Source organism: Microbacterium sp. ABRD28 (assembly GCF_003850245.1).
Lineage (GTDB): Bacteria > Actinomycetota > Actinomycetes > Actinomycetales > Microbacteriaceae > Microbacterium.
Genome location: NZ_CP031015.1, coordinates 2,292,509 through 2,313,110 on the forward strand (window position 1 = coordinate 2,292,509; position 20,602 = coordinate 2,313,110).

Annotated in this window: 18 protein-coding genes and 2 tRNA genes; 5 read left to right on the top strand and 15 right to left on the bottom strand. The window is 69.8% G+C overall.

What is annotated here, in order from left to right:
• Positions 1 to 34 precede the first annotated feature (34 nt).
• The 7 genes from DT073_RS11070 to DT073_RS11100 all read right to left on the bottom strand — a co-directional run bounded on the left by DT073_RS11070 (position 35) and on the right by DT073_RS11100 (position 7,803).
• The gene (locus DT073_RS11070; RefSeq protein ID WP_124293441.1) at positions 35 to 1,123 is read right to left on the bottom strand and encodes a D-alanine--D-alanine ligase family protein; all 1,089 of its coding nucleotides are present in this window, start codon (positions 1,121 to 1,123) and stop codon (positions 35 to 37) included.
• Complete coding sequence (locus DT073_RS11075; protein WP_124293442.1) at positions 1,023 to 2,162, bottom strand: NAD(P)H-dependent glycerol-3-phosphate dehydrogenase; 1,140 nt, start codon at positions 2,160 to 2,162, stop codon at positions 1,023 to 1,025. Before DT073_RS11075 ends, DT073_RS11070 begins: the two co-directional genes overlap by 101 nt.
• Complete coding sequence (locus DT073_RS11080; protein ID WP_240638581.1) at positions 2,152 to 2,928, bottom strand: lysophospholipid acyltransferase family protein; 777 nt, start codon at positions 2,926 to 2,928, stop codon at positions 2,152 to 2,154. Before DT073_RS11080 ends, DT073_RS11075 begins: the two co-directional genes overlap by 11 nt.
• A gap of 4 nt (positions 2,929 to 2,932) precedes the next feature.
• Positions 2,933 to 4,315: a UDP-N-acetylglucosamine 1-carboxyvinyltransferase gene (murA, locus tag DT073_RS11085; RefSeq protein ID WP_124293443.1), complete on the bottom strand. Its 1,383-nt coding sequence runs from the start codon at positions 4,313 to 4,315 to the stop codon at positions 2,933 to 2,935.
• Between the two features lie 72 nt (positions 4,316 to 4,387).
• On the bottom strand, positions 4,388 to 5,008 hold the full coding sequence (gene leuD, locus DT073_RS11090) for a 3-isopropylmalate dehydratase small subunit (protein ID WP_124293444.1): 621 nt from the start codon (positions 5,006 to 5,008) through the stop codon (positions 4,388 to 4,390).
• 1 nt (position 5,009) lies between these two features.
• Positions 5,010 to 6,524 (bottom strand): 3-isopropylmalate dehydratase large subunit, encoded by a 1,515-nt coding sequence (gene leuC / locus DT073_RS11095; protein ID WP_124293445.1) that lies wholly within the window; start codon positions 6,522 to 6,524, stop codon positions 5,010 to 5,012.
• 142 nt (positions 6,525 to 6,666) lie between these two features.
• The gene (locus tag DT073_RS11100; protein WP_124293446.1) at positions 6,667 to 7,803 is read right to left on the bottom strand and encodes a TerC/Alx family metal homeostasis membrane protein; all 1,137 of its coding nucleotides are present in this window, start codon (positions 7,801 to 7,803) and stop codon (positions 6,667 to 6,669) included.
• Positions 7,804 to 7,944: 141 nt separating this feature from the next.
• Here DT073_RS11100 and DT073_RS11105 point away from each other — a divergent pair, with 141 nt between their 5' ends.
• Positions 7,945 to 8,496: an RNA polymerase sigma factor gene (locus DT073_RS11105; protein WP_124293447.1), complete on the top strand. Its 552-nt coding sequence runs from the start codon at positions 7,945 to 7,947 to the stop codon at positions 8,494 to 8,496.
• Positions 8,493 to 9,623, top strand: coding sequence for a DUF4349 domain-containing protein (locus DT073_RS11110; RefSeq protein ID WP_124293448.1), 1,131 nt, complete (start codon positions 8,493 to 8,495; stop codon positions 9,621 to 9,623). Before DT073_RS11105 ends, DT073_RS11110 begins: the two co-directional genes overlap by 4 nt.
• A gap of 81 nt (positions 9,624 to 9,704) precedes the next feature.
• Here the strand turns inward: DT073_RS11110 and DT073_RS11115 are convergent, their stop codons facing one another.
• From DT073_RS11115 to DT073_RS11125, 3 genes are read right to left on the bottom strand one after another with little or no spacing between them, the layout of a single operon-like run.
• Entirely contained in the window at positions 9,705 to 11,738 is a 2,034-nt protein-coding gene (locus DT073_RS11115) for a PTS fructose transporter subunit IIABC (RefSeq protein ID WP_124293449.1), read from the bottom strand.
• Positions 11,739 to 11,761: 23 nt separating this feature from the next.
• The gene (locus DT073_RS11120) at positions 11,762 to 12,754 is read right to left on the bottom strand and encodes a 1-phosphofructokinase family hexose kinase (RefSeq protein WP_124293450.1); all 993 of its coding nucleotides are present in this window, start codon (positions 12,752 to 12,754) and stop codon (positions 11,762 to 11,764) included.
• Positions 12,751 to 13,536: a DeoR/GlpR family DNA-binding transcription regulator gene (locus DT073_RS11125; RefSeq protein ID WP_124293451.1), complete on the bottom strand. Its 786-nt coding sequence runs from the start codon at positions 13,534 to 13,536 to the stop codon at positions 12,751 to 12,753. The genes DT073_RS11120 and DT073_RS11125 overlap by 4 nt, the downstream gene beginning before the upstream one ends.
• 168 nt (positions 13,537 to 13,704) lie before the next feature.
• Here DT073_RS11125 and DT073_RS11130 point away from each other — a divergent pair, with 168 nt between their 5' ends.
• Positions 13,705 to 15,000, top strand: a complete 1,296-nt coding sequence (locus DT073_RS11130; protein ID WP_240638582.1) for a serine/threonine-protein kinase — start codon at positions 13,705 to 13,707, stop codon at positions 14,998 to 15,000.
• Between the two features lie 54 nt (positions 15,001 to 15,054).
• On the opposite strand, the gene DT073_RS11135 is transcribed toward DT073_RS11130, so the two are convergent.
• Positions 15,055 to 15,130 (bottom strand) — tRNA-Glu (locus tag DT073_RS11135).
• A gap of 107 nt (positions 15,131 to 15,237) precedes the next feature.
• On the opposite strand from DT073_RS11135, the gene DT073_RS11140 reads away from it, so the two are divergent.
• Both DT073_RS11140 and DT073_RS11145 read left to right on the top strand, forming a co-directional pair.
• Positions 15,238 to 15,876, top strand: coding sequence for an MBL fold metallo-hydrolase (locus DT073_RS11140; protein ID WP_124293452.1), 639 nt, complete (start codon positions 15,238 to 15,240; stop codon positions 15,874 to 15,876).
• A 22-nt stretch (positions 15,877 to 15,898) separates the two neighbouring features.
• Complete coding sequence (locus DT073_RS11145) at positions 15,899 to 16,813, top strand: phosphotransferase (protein WP_164478180.1); 915 nt, start codon at positions 15,899 to 15,901, stop codon at positions 16,811 to 16,813.
• 40 nt (positions 16,814 to 16,853) lie between these two features.
• On the opposite strand, the gene DT073_RS11150 is transcribed toward DT073_RS11145, so the two are convergent.
• From DT073_RS11150 to DT073_RS11165, 4 genes are all read right to left on the bottom strand, one after another.
• A tRNA-Gln gene (locus DT073_RS11150) sits at positions 16,854 to 16,925 on the bottom strand.
• Between the two features lie 81 nt (positions 16,926 to 17,006).
• Entirely contained in the window at positions 17,007 to 18,521 is a 1,515-nt protein-coding gene (gene gltX / locus DT073_RS11155; protein ID WP_124293454.1) for a glutamate--tRNA ligase, read from the bottom strand.
• 10 nt (positions 18,522 to 18,531) lie between these two features.
• The gene (locus tag DT073_RS11160; protein WP_124293455.1) at positions 18,532 to 19,824 is read right to left on the bottom strand and encodes an MFS transporter; all 1,293 of its coding nucleotides are present in this window, start codon (positions 19,822 to 19,824) and stop codon (positions 18,532 to 18,534) included.
• Entirely contained in the window at positions 19,824 to 20,600 is a 777-nt protein-coding gene (locus DT073_RS11165) for a fumarylacetoacetate hydrolase family protein (RefSeq protein ID WP_124293456.1), read from the bottom strand. The genes DT073_RS11160 and DT073_RS11165 overlap by 1 nt, the downstream gene beginning before the upstream one ends.
• Positions 20,601 to 20,602 lie beyond the last annotated feature (2 nt).

Sequence of the window (20,602 nt, forward strand, 5' to 3'; positions counted from 1 at the left end):
TCAAGGGTGAACGCCGGACAGGCTCGGATGCCGCTCAGCGGCGTTCCCGCGCAGTGTCGACGAGCTCGCCGATGAGTTCGGGGTACGTCATTCCCGAGGCGATCCAGCACTTGGGGAACATCGAGATCGGCGTGAACCCCGGCATGGTGTTCAGCTCATTGACGTAGAGACCGTCGGCCGCGAGGAAGAAGTCCACGCGCGCGAGCCCGCGTCCGCCGACGGCCTCGAAGGCCCGCACACCGAGATCCTGGACGGTACGGATCTGGTCGTCCTCCAGCGCGGCGGGGCACACGACCTCGGCTCCGTCACCGCCGAGGTACTTGCCCTCGAAGTCGTAGAACTCCCGCGTGGTCAGGACGATCTCACCAGGCAAAGACGCCCGCGGCGCCCCGCCGCGACGCCCCTCGAGGATCGCCACCTCGATCTCCCGCCCCACGATGGCCGCCTCGATGAGCACCTTGTCGTCCTCGGCGAAGGCCTTCTGCAGCGCAGACGCCAGCTCGGCGTCATCCGCGACCTTCGACACCCCGACGCTCGAACCCGCCCGTGCGGGCTTGACGAAGACGGGATAGCCCAGCGCCGCTGCCTCGGCGCGCACCGCCTGCTCCTCGCGTTCCCACCGTGCGGGGGTCACGGTCGCCCACGGCGCCACCGGTATTCCCGCAGCCTGGAGCACGATCTTCATGAAGTGCTTGTCCATGCACAGCGCCGAATCCAGCACCCCGCCCCCCGCATAGGGGAGGTCCAGCGTGTCGAGGAAGCCCTGCACCGTGCCGTCCTCGCCGTGGACGCCGTGGAGGATCGGCAGGACGACGTCGACGCCGCCGAGGTCGTCGACGGTGTCGTCGGAGCGACGGACCCGGAGACGTCGGTCCCCGCCGGCCTCGGGCCACAGGACGCGCGTGCCGTTGTCGACGACCTCGGGAAGACGCTCGGCGTCCAAGGCGAACCGATCGGGATCATCGGTCTCGAGCACGAACGCCCCGGACCGGGTGATCCCGACGGGAATCACCCGATAGCGGTCACGGTCGATCGCCCGCAGCACTCCCCCCGCCGTGGCGGAGCTGATCGAGTGCTCGCTGGATCGACCGCCAAACAGCACCACCACCACGGGCTTGTCCATTCCTGGTCCTCTCCCCTTGGGGTTCGTCATCGTCATCGGTCGTCAGGTGCGGGGCGATCTCGCGGGGATCCATCGTGCCGTCGAGCACCCGCTTGACCTGTTCCACGATCGGCATGTCGACATCCGCCTCGCGGGCGAGTTGGAGAATGGGTGCGACCGACGCCAGACCCTCCGCGGTCTGCTCCATCTGCTTCACCACGTCCTGGAAGCTGTATCCCTGACCCAGCAGCCGCCCGGCGGTGTTGTTCCGGCTGAGCGGCGACTGGCAGGTGGCGATGAGGTCGCCCAGGCCCGCCAGCCCCTGGAGCGTTTCGGGGTGCGCGCCCTGGGCCACCGCGAAGTCGGTCATCTCCACGAGGCCGCGTGTGATGATCGACGCCTTGGTGTTCTCGCCGTATCCGACGCCGTCAACGATCCCGATCGCGACCGCGATGAGGTTCTTCAGCACCCCGCCGAACTCGGTGCCGATCACGTCGGTGTTCACGAACGACCGGAAGTAGCCGTTGCGCGCCCGCCGCGCCACGGCGTCGGCGGTCTCCTGACTGAGTGAGGAGATCACGGCGGCCGTCGGTTGCTCGCGGGCGATCTCGAGAGCCAGGTTGGGTCCGGATGCCACGGCGATGCGGGCCGGGTCGCAGTGCAGCTCCTGCTGGATCACCTGACTCATCCGCAGCCCGGTGCGCCGCTCGACGCCCTTCATGAGCGAGACCACGGGCGCGTCACCGGACGAGACCAGCGGCCGCACCGCCTTGAGGTTCTCGCGCAGTGCCTGGCTCGGCACCGACAGGAAGATCTGCTCGGCTCCCTCCAGCGCCTCGGAGAGGTGCGGAGTCGCCATCATGGCGCGCGGAAGATTGATGCCCGGGAGGTACTGGCTGTTGCGCTTGGCCTCATTGATCTCGTGGGCGAGCTCCGGTCGCCGGGCCCACATCATGACGTTCGCACCGCCGTCGGCGAGGATCTTCCCGAACGTGGTGCCCCAGCTCCCGGCTCCCACGACCGCGACCCGCGGACGATCGGCGTCGTGCCTACGGCTCAAGACGCCCCGTCTCCTTCTGCCCGTGCGCGGACGGGTTCCATCTCTCCGCAGGTGCGGGCTCGCCCCGCAGGCCCGAGAGCAGGTCGGCGATCCGCGCCATCAGAACGTCGGTCGCCGCGACGAGGGTCGACGGCTGCATCTGAGTGGCGGAGTGGGCCGTGAGATCCACCGGCGGGCCGAAGACGACGCGCACACGGCGGCGGAGCGGCCAGATGCGGAGCTTGCCGTACCGCGGGAGGATCTCCTGCGCTCCCCAATGGGCCACCGGGATGAGCGGGATGCCGCCCGCAAGCGCCAGGCGCACGGCGCCGGTCTTGCCCCGCATCGGCCACATGTCGGGGTCGCGGGTGAGGGAGCCCTCGGGGTACACGATCACGCCCCTGCCGTGCTCGACGAGCATGCGGGAGCTCTCGATGGTCTGACGCGCCCCTCCGGCCGATGAGGAGCGGGCGACGGGGACCATTCCGGTCGCCCGGAGGACGGCACCGAACACCGGAACCCGGAACAGGCTCTCCTTCGCCATGAACCGAGGGGCCCGTCCCATGCGCCAGACGGCGACCGCGACGACCAGCGGATCGATCTCGCTGCAGTGATTGGGGGCGAGCACGTACGCGCCCTCGCGCGGAAGGTTCTCACCGCCCTCGACCTCGATGCGGGCGAGCAGCCCCATCGCGGGGACGATGAGGGCGGCGAGCGGCCAGAAGACGCTCGGACGTCGCTTCTCGTCGGCGCCGGAGCCCGGGGCCTTCGGTGTCGGAGTGCTCACCGGGTCACCCGATGACGCGGAAGTCGGCGCCGAGCGCGTCCAATTTGGCGAAGAACTTCTCGTAGCCGCGTCGGATGATCCCGACGTTGCGCACCGTCGATTCGCCTTCCGCCGCCAGGGCCGCGATCACGTAGCTGTATCCGCCGCGAAGGTCGGGCACCACGACGTCGGCGCCGTTCAGCGGCGTGGGACCGTTGATGACGGCGGCCTGCTCGAGGGCGCGACGCGGGACGCGTCGACCCGGCATGTCCAGCCCCTGCGGGTGCACCTGGATGTCGGCGCCCATCTTGTTCAGCGCCGCGGTGAACCCCAGCCGGTTCTCGTACACCGTCTCGTGGACGACGGACTGCCCCTCGGCCTGCGTGAGGGCGACGATGAGCGGCTGCTGCCAATCGGTCATGAAACCCGGGTGGACGTCCGTCTCGACCATGACCGGCCGGAGGGCCTCGCCACGGCGGAACCGGATACCGTCCTCGCGGACGTCGAAGGACCCTCCCGCCTTGCGGAAGACGTTGAGGAACGTGAGCATCTCCTGCTGACGGGCGCCGGAGACGAAGATGTCACCGTCCGTGGCCAGGGAGGCGCACGCCCACGACGCAGCCTCGTTGCGGTCGAAGATGCAGCGGTGGTCGTAGCCGCTGAGGTTCGGGACCCCCTCGATGAGGATGACGCGATTGGGCTCGTAGGAGATGATCGCGCCCATCTTCTGCAGCACCGCGATGAGATCCATGATCTCCGGCTCGATCGCGGCGTTGCGCAACTCTGTGACGCCGCGTGCGCGGACCGCCGTGAGCAGCACCTGCTCCGTCGCGCCGACACTCGGATACGGCAGCTCGATGTTCGCCCCGTGCAGACCGTCGGGCGCCGACAGGCGGATTCCGCTGGGCAGCTTCTCCACGATGGCGCCGAAGTTGCGGAGCGCGTCGAGGTGGAAGTTGATCGGTCGATCTCCGATGCGGCAGCCGCCGAGGTCGGGGATGAACGCCTGTCCGAGCAGGTGCAGAAGCGGACCGCAGAACAGGATCGGGATGCGGGACGCACCGGCGTGGGCGTCGATCTCCTCCATGTGGGCGGACACCGCTTCGCGGGGGTCGAAATGCAGCGTGCCGGGCTCCTCGCCGTCATCCACTCGCACGCCGTGCGCCTCGAGAAGCGACCGCACGACCTTCACGTCGCTGATGTCGGGCACGTCGCGAAGGACGCTCACGCTGTCACCGAGGAGGGCGGCGACCATCGCCTTGGTGGCGAGGTTCTTGGCCCCCTTGACATCGACCCGTCCGCGCAGCGGGCGTCCGCCGCGGATGCTGAGGATCTCTCCGGTCGCTTCGGTCACGGCGATCTCCTGCTCCCCCGTGGGGGATCCCGCATCGCTGAGAAGGGTCTTCATCCGGTGGTCCTCACTTAGGTGTCTTCGAGGGTGTGGCGAGGGCTGAACGGCGTCGTGAGCCGTCATCCCGGCTTACCGGACGGGAAGTGTCCGTGGGCGCCACGCCTCCCGGCGGGCCTCGAACTGCGCGATCTGATCTGCGCTGCGCAGCGTGAGCCCGATGTCATCGAGCCCCTCGAGAAGCCGCCACCTAGTGTAATCGTCGATCTCGAAAGGCACCTGGAGGGGCTCGGCGCCGTCGCCTGCAGGGCCGACGAGACTCGCGACACGCTCGACGAGGTCGACGGTCATCGACAGCCCCGGCCGCGCGTCGACGGCGTCCCAGATGCGGTGCAGGTCGTCCTCGGAGATCGCTGCCGTCAGCAGGCCCTGCTTTCCCGCGTTCCCGCGGAAGATGTCGGCGAACTTCGGGCTCAGGATCACCGAGAACCCGAAGTCGCGCAGTGCCCAGACGGCGTGCTCGCGGCTCGAACCGGTGCCGAAGTCGGGTCCGGCCACCAGAATCGAAGCCCCCCGGAAGGCCGGCTGATTCAGCACGAAGTCGGGGTCTTGACGCCAGCTGGCGAAGAGCGCGTCTTCGAAGCCGGTCTTGGTGACGCGCTTGAGGTACACCGCGGGGATGATCTGGTCGGTGTCGACCGCGGAGCGCTTCAGCGGCGCGACGATGCCGGTGTGGGTGGTGAACTTCTCCATGTCAGGCCTCCGCCCCGGTCAGGGTGTCGAGGCTCGGCGAACCGAGCCCGGCGTCCGCGTCGTCCAGGTCGCTCGGGCTGGAGAGGGTTCCGCGCACCGCGGTGGCGGCGGCCACCAGCGGTGAGACGAGATGGGTTCGTCCGCCCTTCCCCTGCCGGCCCTCGAAGTTGCGGTTCGACGTCGAGGCGCAGCGTTCGCCGGGAGCGAGCTGGTCGGGGTTCATCCCCAGGCACATCGAACATCCCGCGAAGCGCCATTCCGCGCCGAATTCGGTGAAGATCTCGTGAAGCCCCTCGGCTTCGGCCTCCAGCCGCACGCGGGCCGAGCCCGGCACCACCATCACCCGGACCCCGTCGGCCTTCTTCCGACCCTTCACGATCGACGCGAAGGCGCGAAGGTCCTCGATGCGACTGTTCGTGCACGATCCCATGAAGACCGCATCGACCGGCACGTCCTTGAGCGGCGTGCCGGGCTCCAGCGCCATGTACTCCAGCGCGCGCTCGGCCGCGGCGCGCTCATTCGGGTCGACGAAATCGTCGGGCGAGGGCACGACGTCCGACAGCGAGACCCCCTGTCCGGGATTGGTGCCCCAGGTCACGAACGGCTCGAGTGCGTCGGCGTCGAGGAACACCTCGGCGTCGTAGACCGCGCCCTCGTCGCTGGGGAGCGTCCTCCAGTAGGCGACCGCGTCCTCCCAATCTCGGCCCTGCGGCGCGTGGGGCTTGTCCTTGACGTAGGCGAAGGTCGTTTCGTCGGGCGCGACCATCCCCGCGCGAGCCCCGGCTTCGATGGACATGTTGCAGATCGTCATCCGCCCCTCCATCGACAGCGACCGGATCGCCGACCCCCGGTACTCCAGCACGTATCCCTGGCCGCCGTTGGTACCGATCTTGGCGATGACCGCCAGGATGATGTCCTTCGCGGTCACCCCGGGCTTCAGCTCCCCCTCCACCGTGATCGCCATGGTCTTGAAGGGCTTCAGCGGCAACGTCTGGGTCGCCAGGACGTGCTCGACCTCGCTCGTCCCGATCCCGAAGGCCATTGCACCGAAGGCGCCGTGGGTCGAGGTGTGCGAGTCCCCGCACACGACCGTGATCCCGGGCATGGTGAGGCCCAGCTGAGGCCCCACGACGTGAACGATCCCCTGCTCCTTATCGCCGAGGGAGTGCAGCCGAACCCCGAACTCCTCGGCATTGCGACGCAGGGTGTCGATCTGCGTGCGGCTGGTGAGGTCGGCGATCGGCTTGTCGATGTCGAGCGTCGGGGTGTTGTGGTCCTCGGTGGCGATCGTCAGGTCCAGCCGGCGGACCGGGCGGCCCTCCGCGCGCAGGCCGTCGAACGCCTGGGGACTGGTGACCTCGTGCACCAGGTGGAGATCGATGTAGATCAGATCCGGCTCGCCGTTCTGTCCCTTGACCACGACGTGGTCCTCCCACACCTTCTCGGCGAGGGTGCGGGGTCGATCGGGGATCGCGACGGTACCGGCGGTGTACGTATCGATATCGGACGTGCTCATTGCGTTCTCCTCGGGAAGGGGATCAAGCCCGCGACGAACTCCGCGACGAGAGAGGCCTGGTTACGAGGTCTCGCCGCGGCCGCTAAGGAGAAGGCGAGCGATCCGCACGGGCTCAGAGTACCACCGGGTGCCGCGCACGCGATTATCGTCCGTCATCGCCGGTGGCTGCGCCGTCCACTTCGGTGCGGGTTCCCCTTTCGTCGGCCACCGCCGCGGCGGCGGCTTCGGCCGGCGTCCGTCCCGAGCCGTCGGGGAGGTCGGCGGCCGGCCGGTCCGCGGCATCCGCCGTGGTGACCACCTCGCCTTCGCGACGGGCGGCGATGAGGCTCGCCAGGGTCGCCACCGTCATCGCCGCGATGATCACGCCCAGCGACACCCACGTCGAGATGTCCGGCGCCCATTCGACGTGCTCGCCACCGTTGATGAAAGGCAGCTCGTTCTCGTGCAGGGCGTGGAGGAAGAGTTTCACGCCGATGAAGGCGAGGATGAAGGCGATGCCGTAATGCAGGTACTTCAAGCGGTCCAGGAGACCGCCGAGCAGGAAGTAGAGCTGGCGCAGCCCCATCAGTGCGAACAGGTTCGCCGTGAACACGATGAACGGGCTCTGGGTGATGCCGAAGATCGCCGGGATCGAGTCGATCGCGAACACCAGGTCGGTGAAACCGATCGCGACGAAGACGAGGATCATCGGGGTGAAGATCTTCTTGCCGTTCACGACGGTGCGCAGCTTCGAGCCGTCGTACCCGTCGCTGATGTCGATGAAGCGACGCAGGAAGCGCACGATGCCCGTTTCGGCCTGCGCATCGTCGTCGTGTTTGCCCGGGAAGGCCTGCCGCCAGGCGGTGTAGACGAGGAAGAGGCCGAAGACGTAGAAGATCCAGCTCAGATTCTCGATCAGCACGGCGCCGAGCATGATGAAGATGGCGCGCAGGATCAGCGCGATGATGATGCCCACCATCAGCACCTCCTGCTGATATCGGCGCGGCACCGAGAACTGACTCATCAGCAGCACGAAGACGAAGAGGTTGTCGACCGAGAGGCTGTACTCCGTCAGCCACCCCGCGACGAACTCGCCCATCGCGTCCCCCGAGCCGGTCACCAGAAGCAGCACGACGGCGAACACCAGGGCGAGCGCGACATAGAACACCACCCACAGCGTCGCTTCCCTCATCGAGGGGATGTGAGGGCGCTTGAGGATGATGAGCAGATCCGCGAGGAGAATCAGCGACAGCACGATCAGGGCGGTGATCGCGAACCACGTCGGAATCTCATAGGTCATGGGCCTCCACGATACTCGCCGAGCAGGGGGTCTCCGAGCGGGAGGCAGGTCGCGAAATCGCCGGTGAGACGATCGGGGCGGGCACGACACTTATCGGGTGAGAGACAATGCGGATGCCGCGCAGCGGCGGAATGGGGAACGGTGACCGAGCAGACGGATGCGGCACTCGTCGCACGGGCCGCGGGCGGGAGTGAGCTCGCCTTCCGGTCGCTGTACCGCGCATACGTGCGGCCGGTGTACTGGGTCGCCCACGGGCTGCTCCACGACGTTTCGGACGCAGAGGACGTCACCCAGGAGACCTTCCTCGTCGCGTGGCGGAAGCTGCCGTCGCTGCACCTCGCGGGCGACTCCCTGCTTCCGTGGCTGGTGACCGTCTGCCGACTGCAGGCGGCAAACCGGATGCGACGGCAGCGCCGTGATCGGACCCGAGAGGTGCACGGCGACCTGGACGAGACGCTGCCTTCGACGGTCGACGTCGAACAGCAGATCATCGATGCCGATCTGGTGGAGCGCATCCTCGCCGAGGTCGACACCCTGGGCGAGCTCGACCGGCAGATCTTCCGGCTGTGCGCGGCGGAGGGATACGGCTATCAGGCGGCCGCCGACGAGCTCGGCGTCGGCCATGGCGTCGTCCGCAATCGTCTCTCCCGCATCCGCACCCGCGTGCGGACCGCCCTGAAGGAGAGCACATGAACACCGTCCAGCGCACCCCGCTCCCCGACCTCAGCGAGGAACGGATCGACCGCATCGAGCGGGGGCTGTTCACCGGGATCGACGCCGAGCGATCGATCCGCCACCGGCGCCGCCGCACCGGCTGGATCACCGCCGGCGCGGCGGCCGCGGTGATCGTCGTGGCTGCCGCGATCGCCCCGGCTGTCGGAGGGATCGTCTCCCCCGTGGCGTCGAACGAATCCGCCGTCGCACCCGCCGGCGGCGATGCGGCCACGGCACCGCTCGACCAGGGCGTGCCTCAGGAGGAGAGCGGCACGGCCGACGACCTCGGAGCCGCTGGAGGCGCGGCAGCGGCGCAGGCGCCGGCGGCACGCGACATCGTCACGACCGCGTCGGCGAGCATCGTCGTCGACGATGTCCCGGCGGCTGCCGAGGACGTCGGTGCTGCAGCCATCGCGCTCGGCGGGTACGTGCAGTCGCAGTCGATCGGTCAGACCGGCGTGCCGATCCCCATCGAACCGGGGATCGGCGGACCGGACGTGTCGTACCCGGCACCCTTTGACAGCCGGTCCGGCTGGGTGACCGTGCGCATTCCCGCCGATGATCTGCCGACCTTCGTCTCGGGGCTCGCCGAGATCGGCGAGGTGACCCAGTCCTCGATCGACCGGCAGGACGTCACGGAGCAGACCGTCGATCTCCGGGCCCGCGTCGAGGCGACGCAGGCATCGGTCGACCGACTGGAAGAGCTTCTCGCACAGGCGGGCGACCTCGGTGACCTCATCGCCGCGGAAAGCGCGCTCGCCGAACGCCAGGCGACCCTGGAGTCCTATCAGCAGCAGCTGGAGTCGCTCGAAGGGCAGGTGGAGCTCTCGACGGTCTCGGTGTCGCTGTCGCCGCGGGTGGAGCAGGTCGCAGCCGACCCGGCGGGTTTCACCGACGGTCTTCTCGCCGGATGGAACGGTCTCATCGCCACGCTGAACGGCATCGTCATCGCTTTCGGGTTCCTTCTGCCCTGGCTCGCCGTTCTCGGTGTGGTCGCCCTCGTCGTCTGGGCGATCCTGCGCGTCCGCCGCGTGCGCCGGGCGCGGCGCGGCGCCGCGCCCGTACCGGCACCGGCACCGCAAGCAGACGGTGACAGCACCCGGTAGCGTCTCGGCGCCGCGAAGAAGCCCTGGTGATGGGGGTCACCAGGGCTTCTTCGCGCCGGCCAGGGGCCGCGGCCGGAGCTGTCAGGCTGCGACGGGGACCGCCGTGCTCACGGGAGCGACGACCGTCGCCTCCCGCTTGTGCACCCACCGCTTCAGCGCGATGACGGCGAAAGCCGACACCAGGACGCCCGCGAGGATCGAGACGAGGAAGCCCCAGATGGGCTGGATCGCGAAGAAGACGAAGATGCCACCGTGCGGCGCGAGCGAAGACACCCCGATCGCCATGCTCAGGCCGCCGGTCACCGCACCGCCCAGCATCGACGCCGGGATGACGCGGAAGAGGTCCGCTGCGGCGAAGGGGATCGCCCCCTCGGAGATGAACGCGGCGCCCAGCAGCCAGGCCGCCTTGCCGTTCTCGCGTTCGACGGGGGTGAAGAGATTGCGCGCCAGCACCGTCGATGCGAGGGCCATCGCCAGCGGCGGCACCATGCCGGCCGCCATCACGGCCGCCATGATGAGGTAGGGCGAGGAGAACGGCTGCGACGCCGTCGCGGCTGCGAGTCCGGTGGTGGCGAAGGTGTAGGCGACCTTGTTGACGGGCCCTCCGAGGTCGAAGCACATCATCAGACCGAGGATGACCCCCAGGATGACCGCCGACGCGCCGTTCAGGCTGTTGAGCCAGTCGGTCAGCCAGGTCATCAGCTGCGCGATGGGCCGACCGAGGAAGAGGATCATGAGGCCGGAGGCGACGACCGACCCGACGAGCGGGATGATGACCACCGGCATGAGCCCGCGCAGCCAGCGAGGGGCCGGCAGACGCCCGAGCCACCAGGCGATGAATCCGGCCAGCAGTCCGCCGATGAGCCCGCCGATGAACCCCGCGCTCATCAGGACGGCGACCGCGCCCGCCACGAAGCCGGGAGCGATGCCCGGCCGATCGGCGATCGCGAAGGCGATGAACCCGGCCAGCACCGGAACGAGGAAGCCCATCGAGGTCGCGCCGATCATGAAGGCGACCGAGCCGAGGTACTGACCGAGACCGCCGGCGGGCAGATCCCACAGCGAGTTCTGCACGATGACGTTCGCCGCATCGTCGGTCACCTGGTACCCACCGAGGAGGAATCCCAGCGCGATCAGCAGACCGCCGCCCGCGACGAAGGGAATCATGTAGCTCACGCCGGTGAGGAGCCAGCGCTTGATGCGGGCGCCGACCGATTCCTGAACAGCCGTGGAGTTCGCCGCAGCCGCCGTTGCTGCACCGCCGACCCTCTCGGCGCGCGGATCGGATGCCGCGGCGACCGCGTCGGCGATGAGCTTCTCCGGCTGCTCGATGCCGCGCTTGACGCTGGTGCGCACGACGGGCTTGCCTGCGAAACGCTGGGGCTCGCGGACGTCGACGTCGACGGCGAAGATGACGGCGTCGGCATCGCGGATGATCTCGGCTGGAAGCGGCCGATAGCCACTGGAGCCCTGGGGTTCCACGACGAGGTCGACCCCGGCCTTGTCCCCCGCTGCCGTCAGGGCGTCCGCGGCCATGAAGGTGTGGGCGATTCCCGTCGCGCAGGCCGTGACGGCGACGATGCGCGGACGAGCGTCGTCGGCAGCGGCGGGCTGTGCAGGTCCCGTGGGTGCGGAGATCGAGGTCGCGCCCGTTTCGCCGATCGCCTCTCGGACGATCGCCACGACCTCGTCGTCGCTTTTCGCCGCGCGCAGACCCGCGGTGAAGTCGTCGTCCATGAGGCTTCGCGCGAGCTTGGACAGCACGGCGAGGTGGTCCTCGGCGGCGTCGGCGGGCGCGGCGATGAGGAACACCAGATCGGCGGGTCCGTCATCGGCACCGAAGTCGACCCCCGGCACCAGCCGGGCGAAGGCCAGCGACGGGCGGGTGACGGCGGCGCTCTTGGCGTGTGGGATCGCGATGCCGCCGGGCAGGCCCGTCTCGTCCTTCTGCTCGCGAGCCCACGCGTCCGAGAACAGCGCCTCCGCGTCGGTCGCGCGGCCCTCTGCGACCACACGGTCGGCGAGGGCGCGGATCACTGCGGACTTGTCGGACCCCAGTCCGACGTCCAGGCTCACAAGGCCGGGGGTGATGGTGTGCGACGTCGGTGAAGACATCTTCGAGACCTCCTCTGGTCTGCTCACGGGGCGATGCCCGCAGGGGTGGTGCGCTCGGCGACGAGCGCGACGGCTCGAACCTCCCCGGTGGGGAGGTCGGCGGGAGTGGGGATCTGGGTGCCGGGAAGCGATGCCGCGGCGGCGCCGTAGCGGACCGCGCGCTCGAGCCGTTCGGCGGGGCCCGCGCCGGCGACCGCCGCGAGCACGTATCCGGCGAGGGAGCTGTCCCCCGCACCGACGGTGCTCACCGCCCGGACCGACGGGGGTGCGGCGAACCACGCGCCACCCTCGGTCAGCAGCACGGCGCCCAGGGATCCCAGCGTCACCAGCGCCGAACCCACCGAACCGGGAACGAGGCCGGCCCCGACGCGGACGACCTCGGCGACGAGGTCGGCGACGTCGGGGTCCGAACCTCCGAGTGCGCCGCCGAGACCGGCCAGCTGCGCGAGTTCCGCGTCGTTGGGCTTGATGAGATCGGGGCGACTCCGCTCGACCACGACAGCGAGCGCCGCGCCTGAGGTGTCGACCGCGATGAGGGGCGCGTCGGGAGCCTCGCGGACGGCGTCGATGACATCCGCGTAGAAGTCGTCGCCGACACCCGGCGGCACGGAACCTGCCAAGACCAGCCAGCGGGCACCTCGGCTGGCCGCGACGGTGTCGGCGATGGCCGCGCGGCGGTCGGCGATCGTCAGACGAGCCCCCGGCAGATTGATCTTGGTCGTCGTCCCCGCGGGATCGGTCAGTGCGATGTTGGCTCGGACGCGACCGGCCACTGCGGTCGAACGGGTGGGCACTCCCGTCTCACGGAGCAGATCGGCGTAGGGGTCGTGCGGATTCAGAGGCACGAGCGCGAGGGTGGGCACTCCCGCGGCGACGATCGCGCGCGAGACGTTGACCCCCTTGCCCCCGGCATCCTCGCGGACGGACACAGCCTGCTGCACCTCACCGGGCCGCAGGACGGAATCCAGCGCAACGGTGCGATCCAACGACGGGTTCGCCGTGAGCGTGACGATCATGCGGTCCACACCTCCACGTCGGCGCTCTTGAGCGCATCGCCGAGTTCTGCGGGGGGCGTGGTCTCGGTGACGAGGACGTCGATGTCCTCGAGCCCCGCGAACCGCACCAGGTACTCCTCCCCCACCTTGCTGGTGTCGGCGAGGACGATGACTCGTCGCGCAGCGCTCACGACGGCCCGCTTGACCGCCGCCTCCTCGGGGTCGGGCGTGCTGAGTCCGAAGGCGGCCGAGATCCCGTTCGTGCCGATGACCGCGACGTCGGGGCGGAGCTGAGAGATGGCCTCCACCGCCGCCGAGCCGACGGCGGCCGCCGTCAGACCCCGCACCCTCCCGCCGATGAGGGTCAGGGTCAGATCGGCATGGGCTCCGAGGTCGAAGGCGATGGGAACGGCGTGGGTGACCAGCTCGAGCCGTGCGGCACCGTCGACGGGGGTGCGGGCGGCGAATTCCCGTGCGAAGGCCGCGGTCGTCGTTCCGGCGTCGATGAAGATGGATCCGCCGAGGCCGGCCAGTGCTTCGGCTGCCCGAACGGCGATGCGCGCCTTCTCGTCTCCGCGCACCGCGCCGCGATCGGCGACGGCGGTCTCACTGGTTCCGCCGCGTGACGCGGCGACCGCGCCGCCATGAACCCGACGCAGCGCACCCGCGCGCTCCAGCGCATCGAGGTCGCGTCGCACGGTTTCCGTGGTCACCCCGAAGTCACGGGCGAGGTCGACGACGGAAACACGACCAGCCGTCAGCAGTTCCCGCTCGATCGCGTCCTGTCGCTCCGTCGCGTACATGCATCCTCTTCCTCAAGGTTTCCCACAGAGTACAACAGGAACCAACACGAAACAACATAAATCTAGACAAAACCAACATTGCGCGTCCGAGCCCACCGGAGCCCGACGACGACGCCCGAGTAGGGTCGTGAAGACCACCGTCGGCAGACGCCCCACGAAGGAACCGCCGTGTCCCCCACCCCGTCCTCACCCGATCCGCTCCTCGATGGCCGCTATCGTCTGGGAGACCTCGTCGGCGAGGGTGGGATGGCGCGGGTGTACCGCGCAGAAGACGTGCTCCTCGGGCGCTCGGTGGCCGTCAAAGTCCTGCGCCCAGGCGTGGAGGGATCGGCTTCGCCCGAGCGGGCACGGGCCGAAGTCGCGGCTCTGGCCGCCCTGAGCCATCCGGCCCTGGTGATGCTTCTGGACGCGAGCCTGGAACCGGGAAAGCCCGAGTACCTCGTCATGGAGTTCGTGGAGGGGCAGACGCTCGCCCGAGCATTGTCCGCCAGCCCACTGCCTCCGACCGAAGTGGCGGCACTCGCCGCCGAACTCGCCGAGGCCCTGCACGTGGTCCACGCAGCCGGTGTCGTGCACCGCGACCTCAAACCGGCCAACATCCTGGTCACACCGTCTCCCCTGCCCCATCGCCTGTTCCGCGCCAAGCTCGCGGACTTCGGCATCGCCTACCTGCTCGACAGCGCGCGGATCACCACACCCGGCACCGTGATCGGCACCGCGTCCTACCTGGCCCCCGAGCAGGTGCGCGGTGCCGCCCCCGCCCCGCCAGCCGACATCTACGCGCTCGGATTGGTGCTGCTCGAAGCGCTGACCGGCACGCGGGCGTTCCCTGCCGCGTCCGCCGCCGAGGCGGCACTCGCCCGATTGGGTGCGCCGCCTCGCATCCCTGCTGATGTCGGGCCGGGATGGCGGGCGCTCCTGGAGCGCATGACGGACCTCGATCCCGCCCGCAGGCCGGCGGCGCTGGAGGTCGCCGTGGCGACGGCCGACCTCACCGGCAGCACACCGGTCGAGATGGCGACCGCCGTGCTCCCGGCGGCACCCGGGCGCGGTGAGGAGCCGACGGCCGTCCTCGCTCCTGCTCATCCGACCGGCGCAGCCGCCCCCACCCGACGTCGCCGTGCCCCGGTCGCCTGGGGGGCCGTCGCGGCCGGAGCGGCACTGGTCCTGGGACTGGGCACGTGGGCCGCCGTCAGCGCCGGCACCGCCATGCCCGGACCGGCGGCGAATGACCCGAGCGAGAGCCCCGTGCCGGCGACGACGACCTCCGACCCCGGGGTGGACCCGGCCTTCGAACAGCCCGCCGATCCCGCCCCGCCGGCCGACGAGCAGACGCAGCGCGACGCCGAGAAGGCCCAGCGAGAGGCAGAGAAGGAGGCAGAGAAGGCACGCAAGGAGGCCGAGAAGGAAGCAGAACGCGAACGCGAGGAGGCCGAGGACGGCCCCGGCGACGGCGACGGCTGACACATCGCCTGAAACGCACGAAAGCCCCCGGCGAACCGGAGGCTTTCGTGCTGTTGGTGACCCCAGCGGGATTCGAACCCGCGTTACCGCCGTGAGAGGGCGGCGTACTAGGCCGCTATACGATGGGGCCGTCAGGCAACCGTTCGATTATGCCATGGCCTCGGCGCCGCGAACAAATCGGGCCGGCGCCGGCGGACGCCGCTTGCCGACGCCGCCCCGCACGGGTTGACTCGGGTCATGCGAGTCACCAAGCACGAACACGCGGCGCTCACCCTCGAAGACTCCGGCTCGACGCTGGTGATCGATCCCGGCACCTTCACCGACCCCCTCTACGACCTCCGCGAGGTCGCGGGGATCGTGCTGACGCACGAGCACCCCGATCACTGGACGGCCGATCATCTCGACCGCATCCTGAAGATGTCGCCGGGTACCCCCGTCTACGGTCCGCCGGGCGTCGCCGCGGCCGCGGCGGGCTTCGATGTGATCGTCGTGAATCCCGGCGACACCCTGGAGCTCGGGCCGTTCCGCCTCCGGTTCTTCGGCGGCCAGCACGCGGTCATCCACTCCTCGCTCCCGGTCGTCGACAACGTCGGGGTCCTCGTGAACGACGTCTTCTACTACCCCGGCGACTCCTACACCGTTCCCGGGGGTGTGGACGTGCAGCTGCTGGCCGCGCCCCTGGGTGCCCCCTGGCTGAAGATCGGCGAGGCGATCGACTTCGTGCTCGCAGTGAAGCCCCGACAGGCTTTCGGAACCCATGACATGACGCTGTCGATCCTCGGGCGCGACATGCACCGTGGGCGGCTGCGCTGGGCGACCGAGCAGAACGGCGGCGAGTTCTTCGAACTCGAGCCCGGGGACTCGATCGACGTCTGACGTCGTTCGGAGAATGCCGCCGATGCCGGGGATGCCGCCTGCCGACGTCCAGATCACCTCGGCGCTCGTGGCGGGGCTGATCCGCCGCTCCGTTCCCGACGTCGGGTCCGAGACGCTCTCAGCCCAGCCGGCCGCGAGAGGCTGGGACTGCGAGACCTGGCGGCTGGGTGAGAAGCTCGCGGTGCGTCTGCCCCGTCGTGCCGCCGCCGCGGCCGGCGTCGCGCATGAGCAGGCGGTCATGCGGTCGCTGTCCGAGAATCTCGCGGCCGCCGACGTCGGCGCACCGGACGTGGTGTTCGCGGGGCGGCCGGACGAGACCTTCCCCTATCCGTGGTCGGTGGTCACCTGGCACGAGGGCAGTACCGGACTGGACGTCGCCCGGGAGGATCGCCGGGCGTGGGCGGCACCACTGGCTCACGCACTTCGCGCGATTCATCGCACCGCCCCGGGCGATCTCCCCGCCAATCCCGCCCGCGGGGGCGCGCTTTCCACGCGAGCCGAGAGCGTCGCACGTCATCTCTCCGCCCTCCGCGAGACGTCGACGGTGGGCGCCCGCGACATCGGCCTGCTGGCGAGACTGTGGGACGAGGGCCTCGCGGCCGACGGATGGCGCGGTGCGCCCGCACTCATCCACGGCGACCTCCACCCGGGGAACCTCATCGCGCGCGGACCTCGACTGGTCGCGGTGATCGACTTCATCGACGTCGCCCCCGGCGACCCCGCCTACGATCTCGCCGCCGCCTGGCTCTGCTTCGATGCTGACGGGCGCCGCGCCTTCATCCGGAACACCGAGGATGTCTTCGCCGCCGACGATTGGATCCGCGCCCGCGCCTGGGCGGCGGCGTTCACGGCGATCCTCCTCGGGCAGAGTGACGATCTGCCCGCCTACGCGGCGCTCGCCCGAGAGAGCCTCGCGGAGCTGCGCCGATGGCCCTGAACGACGAAAACCCCCGAATGATCGGGGGTTTCTCGTCTTGCTGGGGTACCTGGACTCGAACCAAGAACAACTGAACCAGAATCAGCCGTGTTGCCAATTACACCATACCCCAATGGCCCCAGCCGAAGCCGTGCCGAGGGTCGAGTCTAGTAGACCTCGGACTGGTCGCCAAACCGAGAGCGGATGCCGCGGTTCATCGCCCGAGGTGGGCGACCAGCCGGCCCAGCCGCCGCACCGATTCGGCCTTCCCGAGGAGCTCCATCGATTCGAACAGCGGCGGGGAGACTCGACGCCCGGTGATCGCGACGCGGGGCGGACCGTAGGCCACCCGGGGTTTCAGCCCAAGCTCGTCGACGAGGGCGCGCGCGAGGGCGTCCTGCACGGCCGCGGCGGTCCACTCCCCCGCGGGAACGAGCTCGAGGGCTCCGACACTCGCGACGAGCACCTCGGTGGCATTCGTGGGCAGACCGGCCAGCGCGTCGGCGTCGTAGTCCGGCTCGTCGACGAAGAGGAAGCCGAGCATACCCGGCACGTCGCCGAGCAGCTGCAGCCGCTCCTGCACCAGAGGAGCGGCCTCCCACAGCAGTGCCGCCTGTTCATCCGACGGCGGGTCGGCGATGACGCCCGCAGCGGCGAGGTAGGGGACGATGCGAGCGGCGAAGTCGCCGGGTTCGAGCATCCTGATGTGATCGCCGTTGATCGATTCGGCCTTCTTCTGATCGAAGCGGGCGGGGTTGGGATTGACGTCGGCGATGTCGAAGGCCGCGACCAGCTCGTCCAGGCTGAACACGTCACGGTCGGGGGCGATCGACCAGCCCAGGAGGGCGAGGTAGTTCAGAAGCCCCTCGGGGATGAAGCCCTTCTCGCGCTGGAGGAAGAGGTCGGCGCGGGGATCGCGCTTGGAGAGCTTCTTGGTCCCGTCGCCCAGCACGAGCGGCATGTGGCCGAACCGCGGGATGAAGGTGGTCACCCCCGCATCAATGAGCGCGCGGTACAGGGCGAGCTGGCGGGCGGTGGACGGCATGAGGTCTTCGCCGCGAAGCACATGGGTGATTCCCATGAGCGCATCGTCGACGGGGTTGACGAAGGTGTAGAGCGGAACGCCGCCGGCACGCACGATGACGAAGTCGGGGAACGACCCCGCGGGGAAGGTCACCTCACCCCGGATGAGATCGACGTAGGTGAGGTCCTCGTCCGGCGCTCGCAGGCGCCATGCTGGCTCGCGCCCCTCGGCGCGATAGGCGGCTTTCTGCTCCTCGGTGAGGTCGCGGTCGAAGTTGTCGTAGCCGAGCTGCTTGGCGCGGCCGGATGCTTCGTTGCGAGCGTCGATCTCTTCGGCGGTGGAGAAGCTCTCGTACACCGCGCCGGAGGCGATGAGCTTCTCCAGGACGCCGCGGTAGATCTCGTGCCGCTGCGACTGACGGTACGGTGCGTGGGGACCGCCCACCTCGACGCCTTCGTCCCAGTCGATCCGCAGCCACTGGAGCGCCTCGAGGAGCTGCAGGTAGCTCTCCTCGCTGTCGCGTGCCGCGTCGGTGTCCTCGATGCGGAACACCATGGTGCCGCCGTGGTGTCGTGCGTAGGCCCAGTTGAACAGGGCGGTGCGCACGAGTCCGACGTGCGGCAGACCTGTCGGCGAGGGGCAGAACCGGACGCGGACGTCGGAACCGGTGGCGGTCGTGGTGCGGGGATCGGGCGTAGCAGGCATCCTTGCCAGTTTAGGCGTCCGCCCGCGCCCCTCCGCGAAGCGCGAGGGGGGCGAGCGCCGAGGTCGCGATCACAGCGATCGACACCGCCACCGCCAGTCCGCCGTACCCGATCCACCCGAGCACCAGACCCGCGAGGATCGCTCCGGCCGCCCCCACGAGGCTCATCAGGAAGTCGCTCGTGCCCTGGCGCCTGGTGCGGTGCGCCTCCGACGACGCCTCGGTGAGAAGCGCCGACCCCGCGACCGTCGACGCGCTCCATCCGAGGCCGAGGAGGATGAGTCCGACCGTCACCCAGAGAGTCGAGTCCTGTCCGAAGGAGGCCGTGACGAGCGCCGCGGCGAGGACGGCCTGACCGACGAGGATGGTCGGGATGCGCCCGATACGGTCGGCGAGCAGACCGAACACGGGCGCGACGGCGTACATGCCGGCGATGTGGAGACTGATGGTGAAGCCGATCACCGTCAACGTCGCACCCTGGTGCAGCAGGTGGACGGGCGTCATCGCCATGACGGACACCATCACCCCGTGCGCCGCGGCGATGGCGAAGATGGCGTATCGCGCGGGCCAGGGTCGGTCGGCTCGCGGCGCGATGGCCGACCCGCCCGATGCCTCTCGGCTGATCACCAGCTGCTGCGCCGTGAGGAGCGGGTCGGGCCGGAGCGCCGTCAGGTACAGGACGATCGCGAGCGACTGTCCGAGAACGGTGAAGACATAGGGCCCGGTCAGGGCGGGAAGGCCGAGGAGGTCACCGACGGCCTCGCCGGGGCCGGTGAGATTCGGGCCGAGCACCGCGCCGATCGTCGTCGCCCAGACCACGATCGACAGATCGCGGCCGCGCGTGGCGTCGGTGGCGAGGTCGGCGGCGGCGAAGCGAGACTGCAGGTTCGCCGCCTGTCCCGCACCGACCAGCAGGAAGGCGACGAGCAGGAGGGGGAACGATGTCGCTGCCACGGCGGTGATCACGCCGGCCACGCCGACGAGCGCGATCGCCATTCCCGAGGCCAGTGACAGCCGGCGCCCGCGTCGTCTCGCGAGCGCGGCGAGAGGCACGGCGGTGAAGGCCGTGCCGAGTGTGACGGCCGCGGCGGCGAGGCCTGACAGCGACTCCTCGCCCGAGACCTCGCCGGCGAGGATCGCGCCGAGCGAGATCGTCGCGCCGAAGGCGATGCCGCCGAGGACCTGCCCGGCCGAGAGCACCCGCACCGTCCGGCGCTGGATGACCGCCGCCGCTGCGAGATCGTCGCCGAACCCGGTCACCGGTCGTGAGCGCGATGAGCCCGCGGCATCCGGACTCCCGGTCATCACCCCTCGCCGGCGGCGCGCGCGGTGTTTCGGAGGGTTCCGAGCCCCTCGATCTCGACGTCGACCGTGTCGCCGGCGGCGATCGGTCCCACCCCCGCCGGGGTTCCCGTCAGCACCACATCGCCGGGAAGCAGCGTGAACGCCGCCGAGGCGTAGGCGATGATGTCGGCGACGGAGAAGATCATGTCGGTCAACGGCGCGCTCTGCACCGTTTCGCCGTTGCGCCGCGTCGTCAGACGTGCCGGCGCCGTCGGGTCGAACTCGGTCTCGATCGCCGGCCCGAGCGGACAGAACGTGTCGAAGCCCTTGGCACGCGACCACTGTCCGTCGCTGCGCTGCAGGTCGCGCGCCGTGACGTCGTTGCCGATCGTGTAGCCGAACACGTGATCGAGGGCGCGCGCGGCGGGGACGTTCTTGGTCACCCGGCCGATCACCGCCGCGAGCTCGCCTTCGAAGTCCACCCGCGCCGACTGCGGCGGGAGCACGATCGCATCACCGGGGCCGATGACGGCGGTGTTGGGCTTGAAGAACAGCAGCGGTTCGGCCGGCACGTCGTTGCCGAGCTCGGCTGCGTGATCCTGATAATTTCGACCGACGCAGACGATCTTCGAGCGCGGAATGACCGGCGCGAGCAGCGTCACCGCGCCGAGCGGCACCCGCTCCCCGGTCGTGTCGAAGCCGGCGAACATCGGGTCGCCGGCGAGGACGACGAGTTCGCCGTCGTCGACGATTCCGTAGCTGATCGTGTCGTTGTGGCTGAAGCGGGCGACTCTCACCC

What these genes read in the sequence shown, in the direction of transcription:
- gltX (WP_124293454.1), bottom strand. Translation starts at nt 18,521, where the DNA reads ATGCCTGCTACGCCCGATCCCCGCACCACGACCGCCACCGGTTCCGAC.
- DT073_RS11145 (WP_164478180.1), top strand. Translation starts at nt 15,899, where the DNA reads ATGCCGGGGATGCCGCCTGCCGACGTCCAGATCACCTCGGCGCTCGTG.
- DT073_RS11140 (WP_124293452.1), top strand. Translation starts at nt 15,238, where the DNA reads ATGCGAGTCACCAAGCACGAACACGCGGCGCTCACCCTCGAAGACTCC.
- DT073_RS11070 (WP_124293441.1), bottom strand. Translation starts at nt 1,123, where the DNA reads ATGGACAAGCCCGTGGTGGTGGTGCTGTTTGGCGGTCGATCCAGCGAG.
- DT073_RS11160 (WP_124293455.1), bottom strand. Translation starts at nt 19,824, where the DNA reads ATGACCGGGAGTCCGGATGCCGCGGGCTCATCGCGCTCACGACCGGTG.
- DT073_RS11120 (WP_124293450.1), bottom strand. Translation starts at nt 12,754, where the DNA reads ATGATCGTCACGCTCACGGCGAACCCGTCGTTGGATCGCACCGTTGCG.
- DT073_RS11115 (WP_124293449.1), bottom strand. Translation starts at nt 11,738, where the DNA reads ATGTCTTCACCGACGTCGCACACCATCACCCCCGGCCTTGTGAGCCTG.
- leuC (WP_124293445.1), bottom strand. Translation starts at nt 6,524, where the DNA reads ATGAGCACGTCCGATATCGATACGTACACCGCCGGTACCGTCGCGATC.
- leuD (WP_124293444.1), bottom strand. Translation starts at nt 5,008, where the DNA reads ATGGAGAAGTTCACCACCCACACCGGCATCGTCGCGCCGCTGAAGCGC.
- DT073_RS11100 (WP_124293446.1), bottom strand. Translation starts at nt 7,803, where the DNA reads ATGACCTATGAGATTCCGACGTGGTTCGCGATCACCGCCCTGATCGTG.
- DT073_RS11125 (WP_124293451.1), bottom strand. Translation starts at nt 13,536, where the DNA reads ATGTACGCGACGGAGCGACAGGACGCGATCGAGCGGGAACTGCTGACG.
- murA (WP_124293443.1), bottom strand. Translation starts at nt 4,315, where the DNA reads ATGAAGACCCTTCTCAGCGATGCGGGATCCCCCACGGGGGAGCAGGAG.
- DT073_RS11110 (WP_124293448.1), top strand. Translation starts at nt 8,493, where the DNA reads ATGAACACCGTCCAGCGCACCCCGCTCCCCGACCTCAGCGAGGAACGG.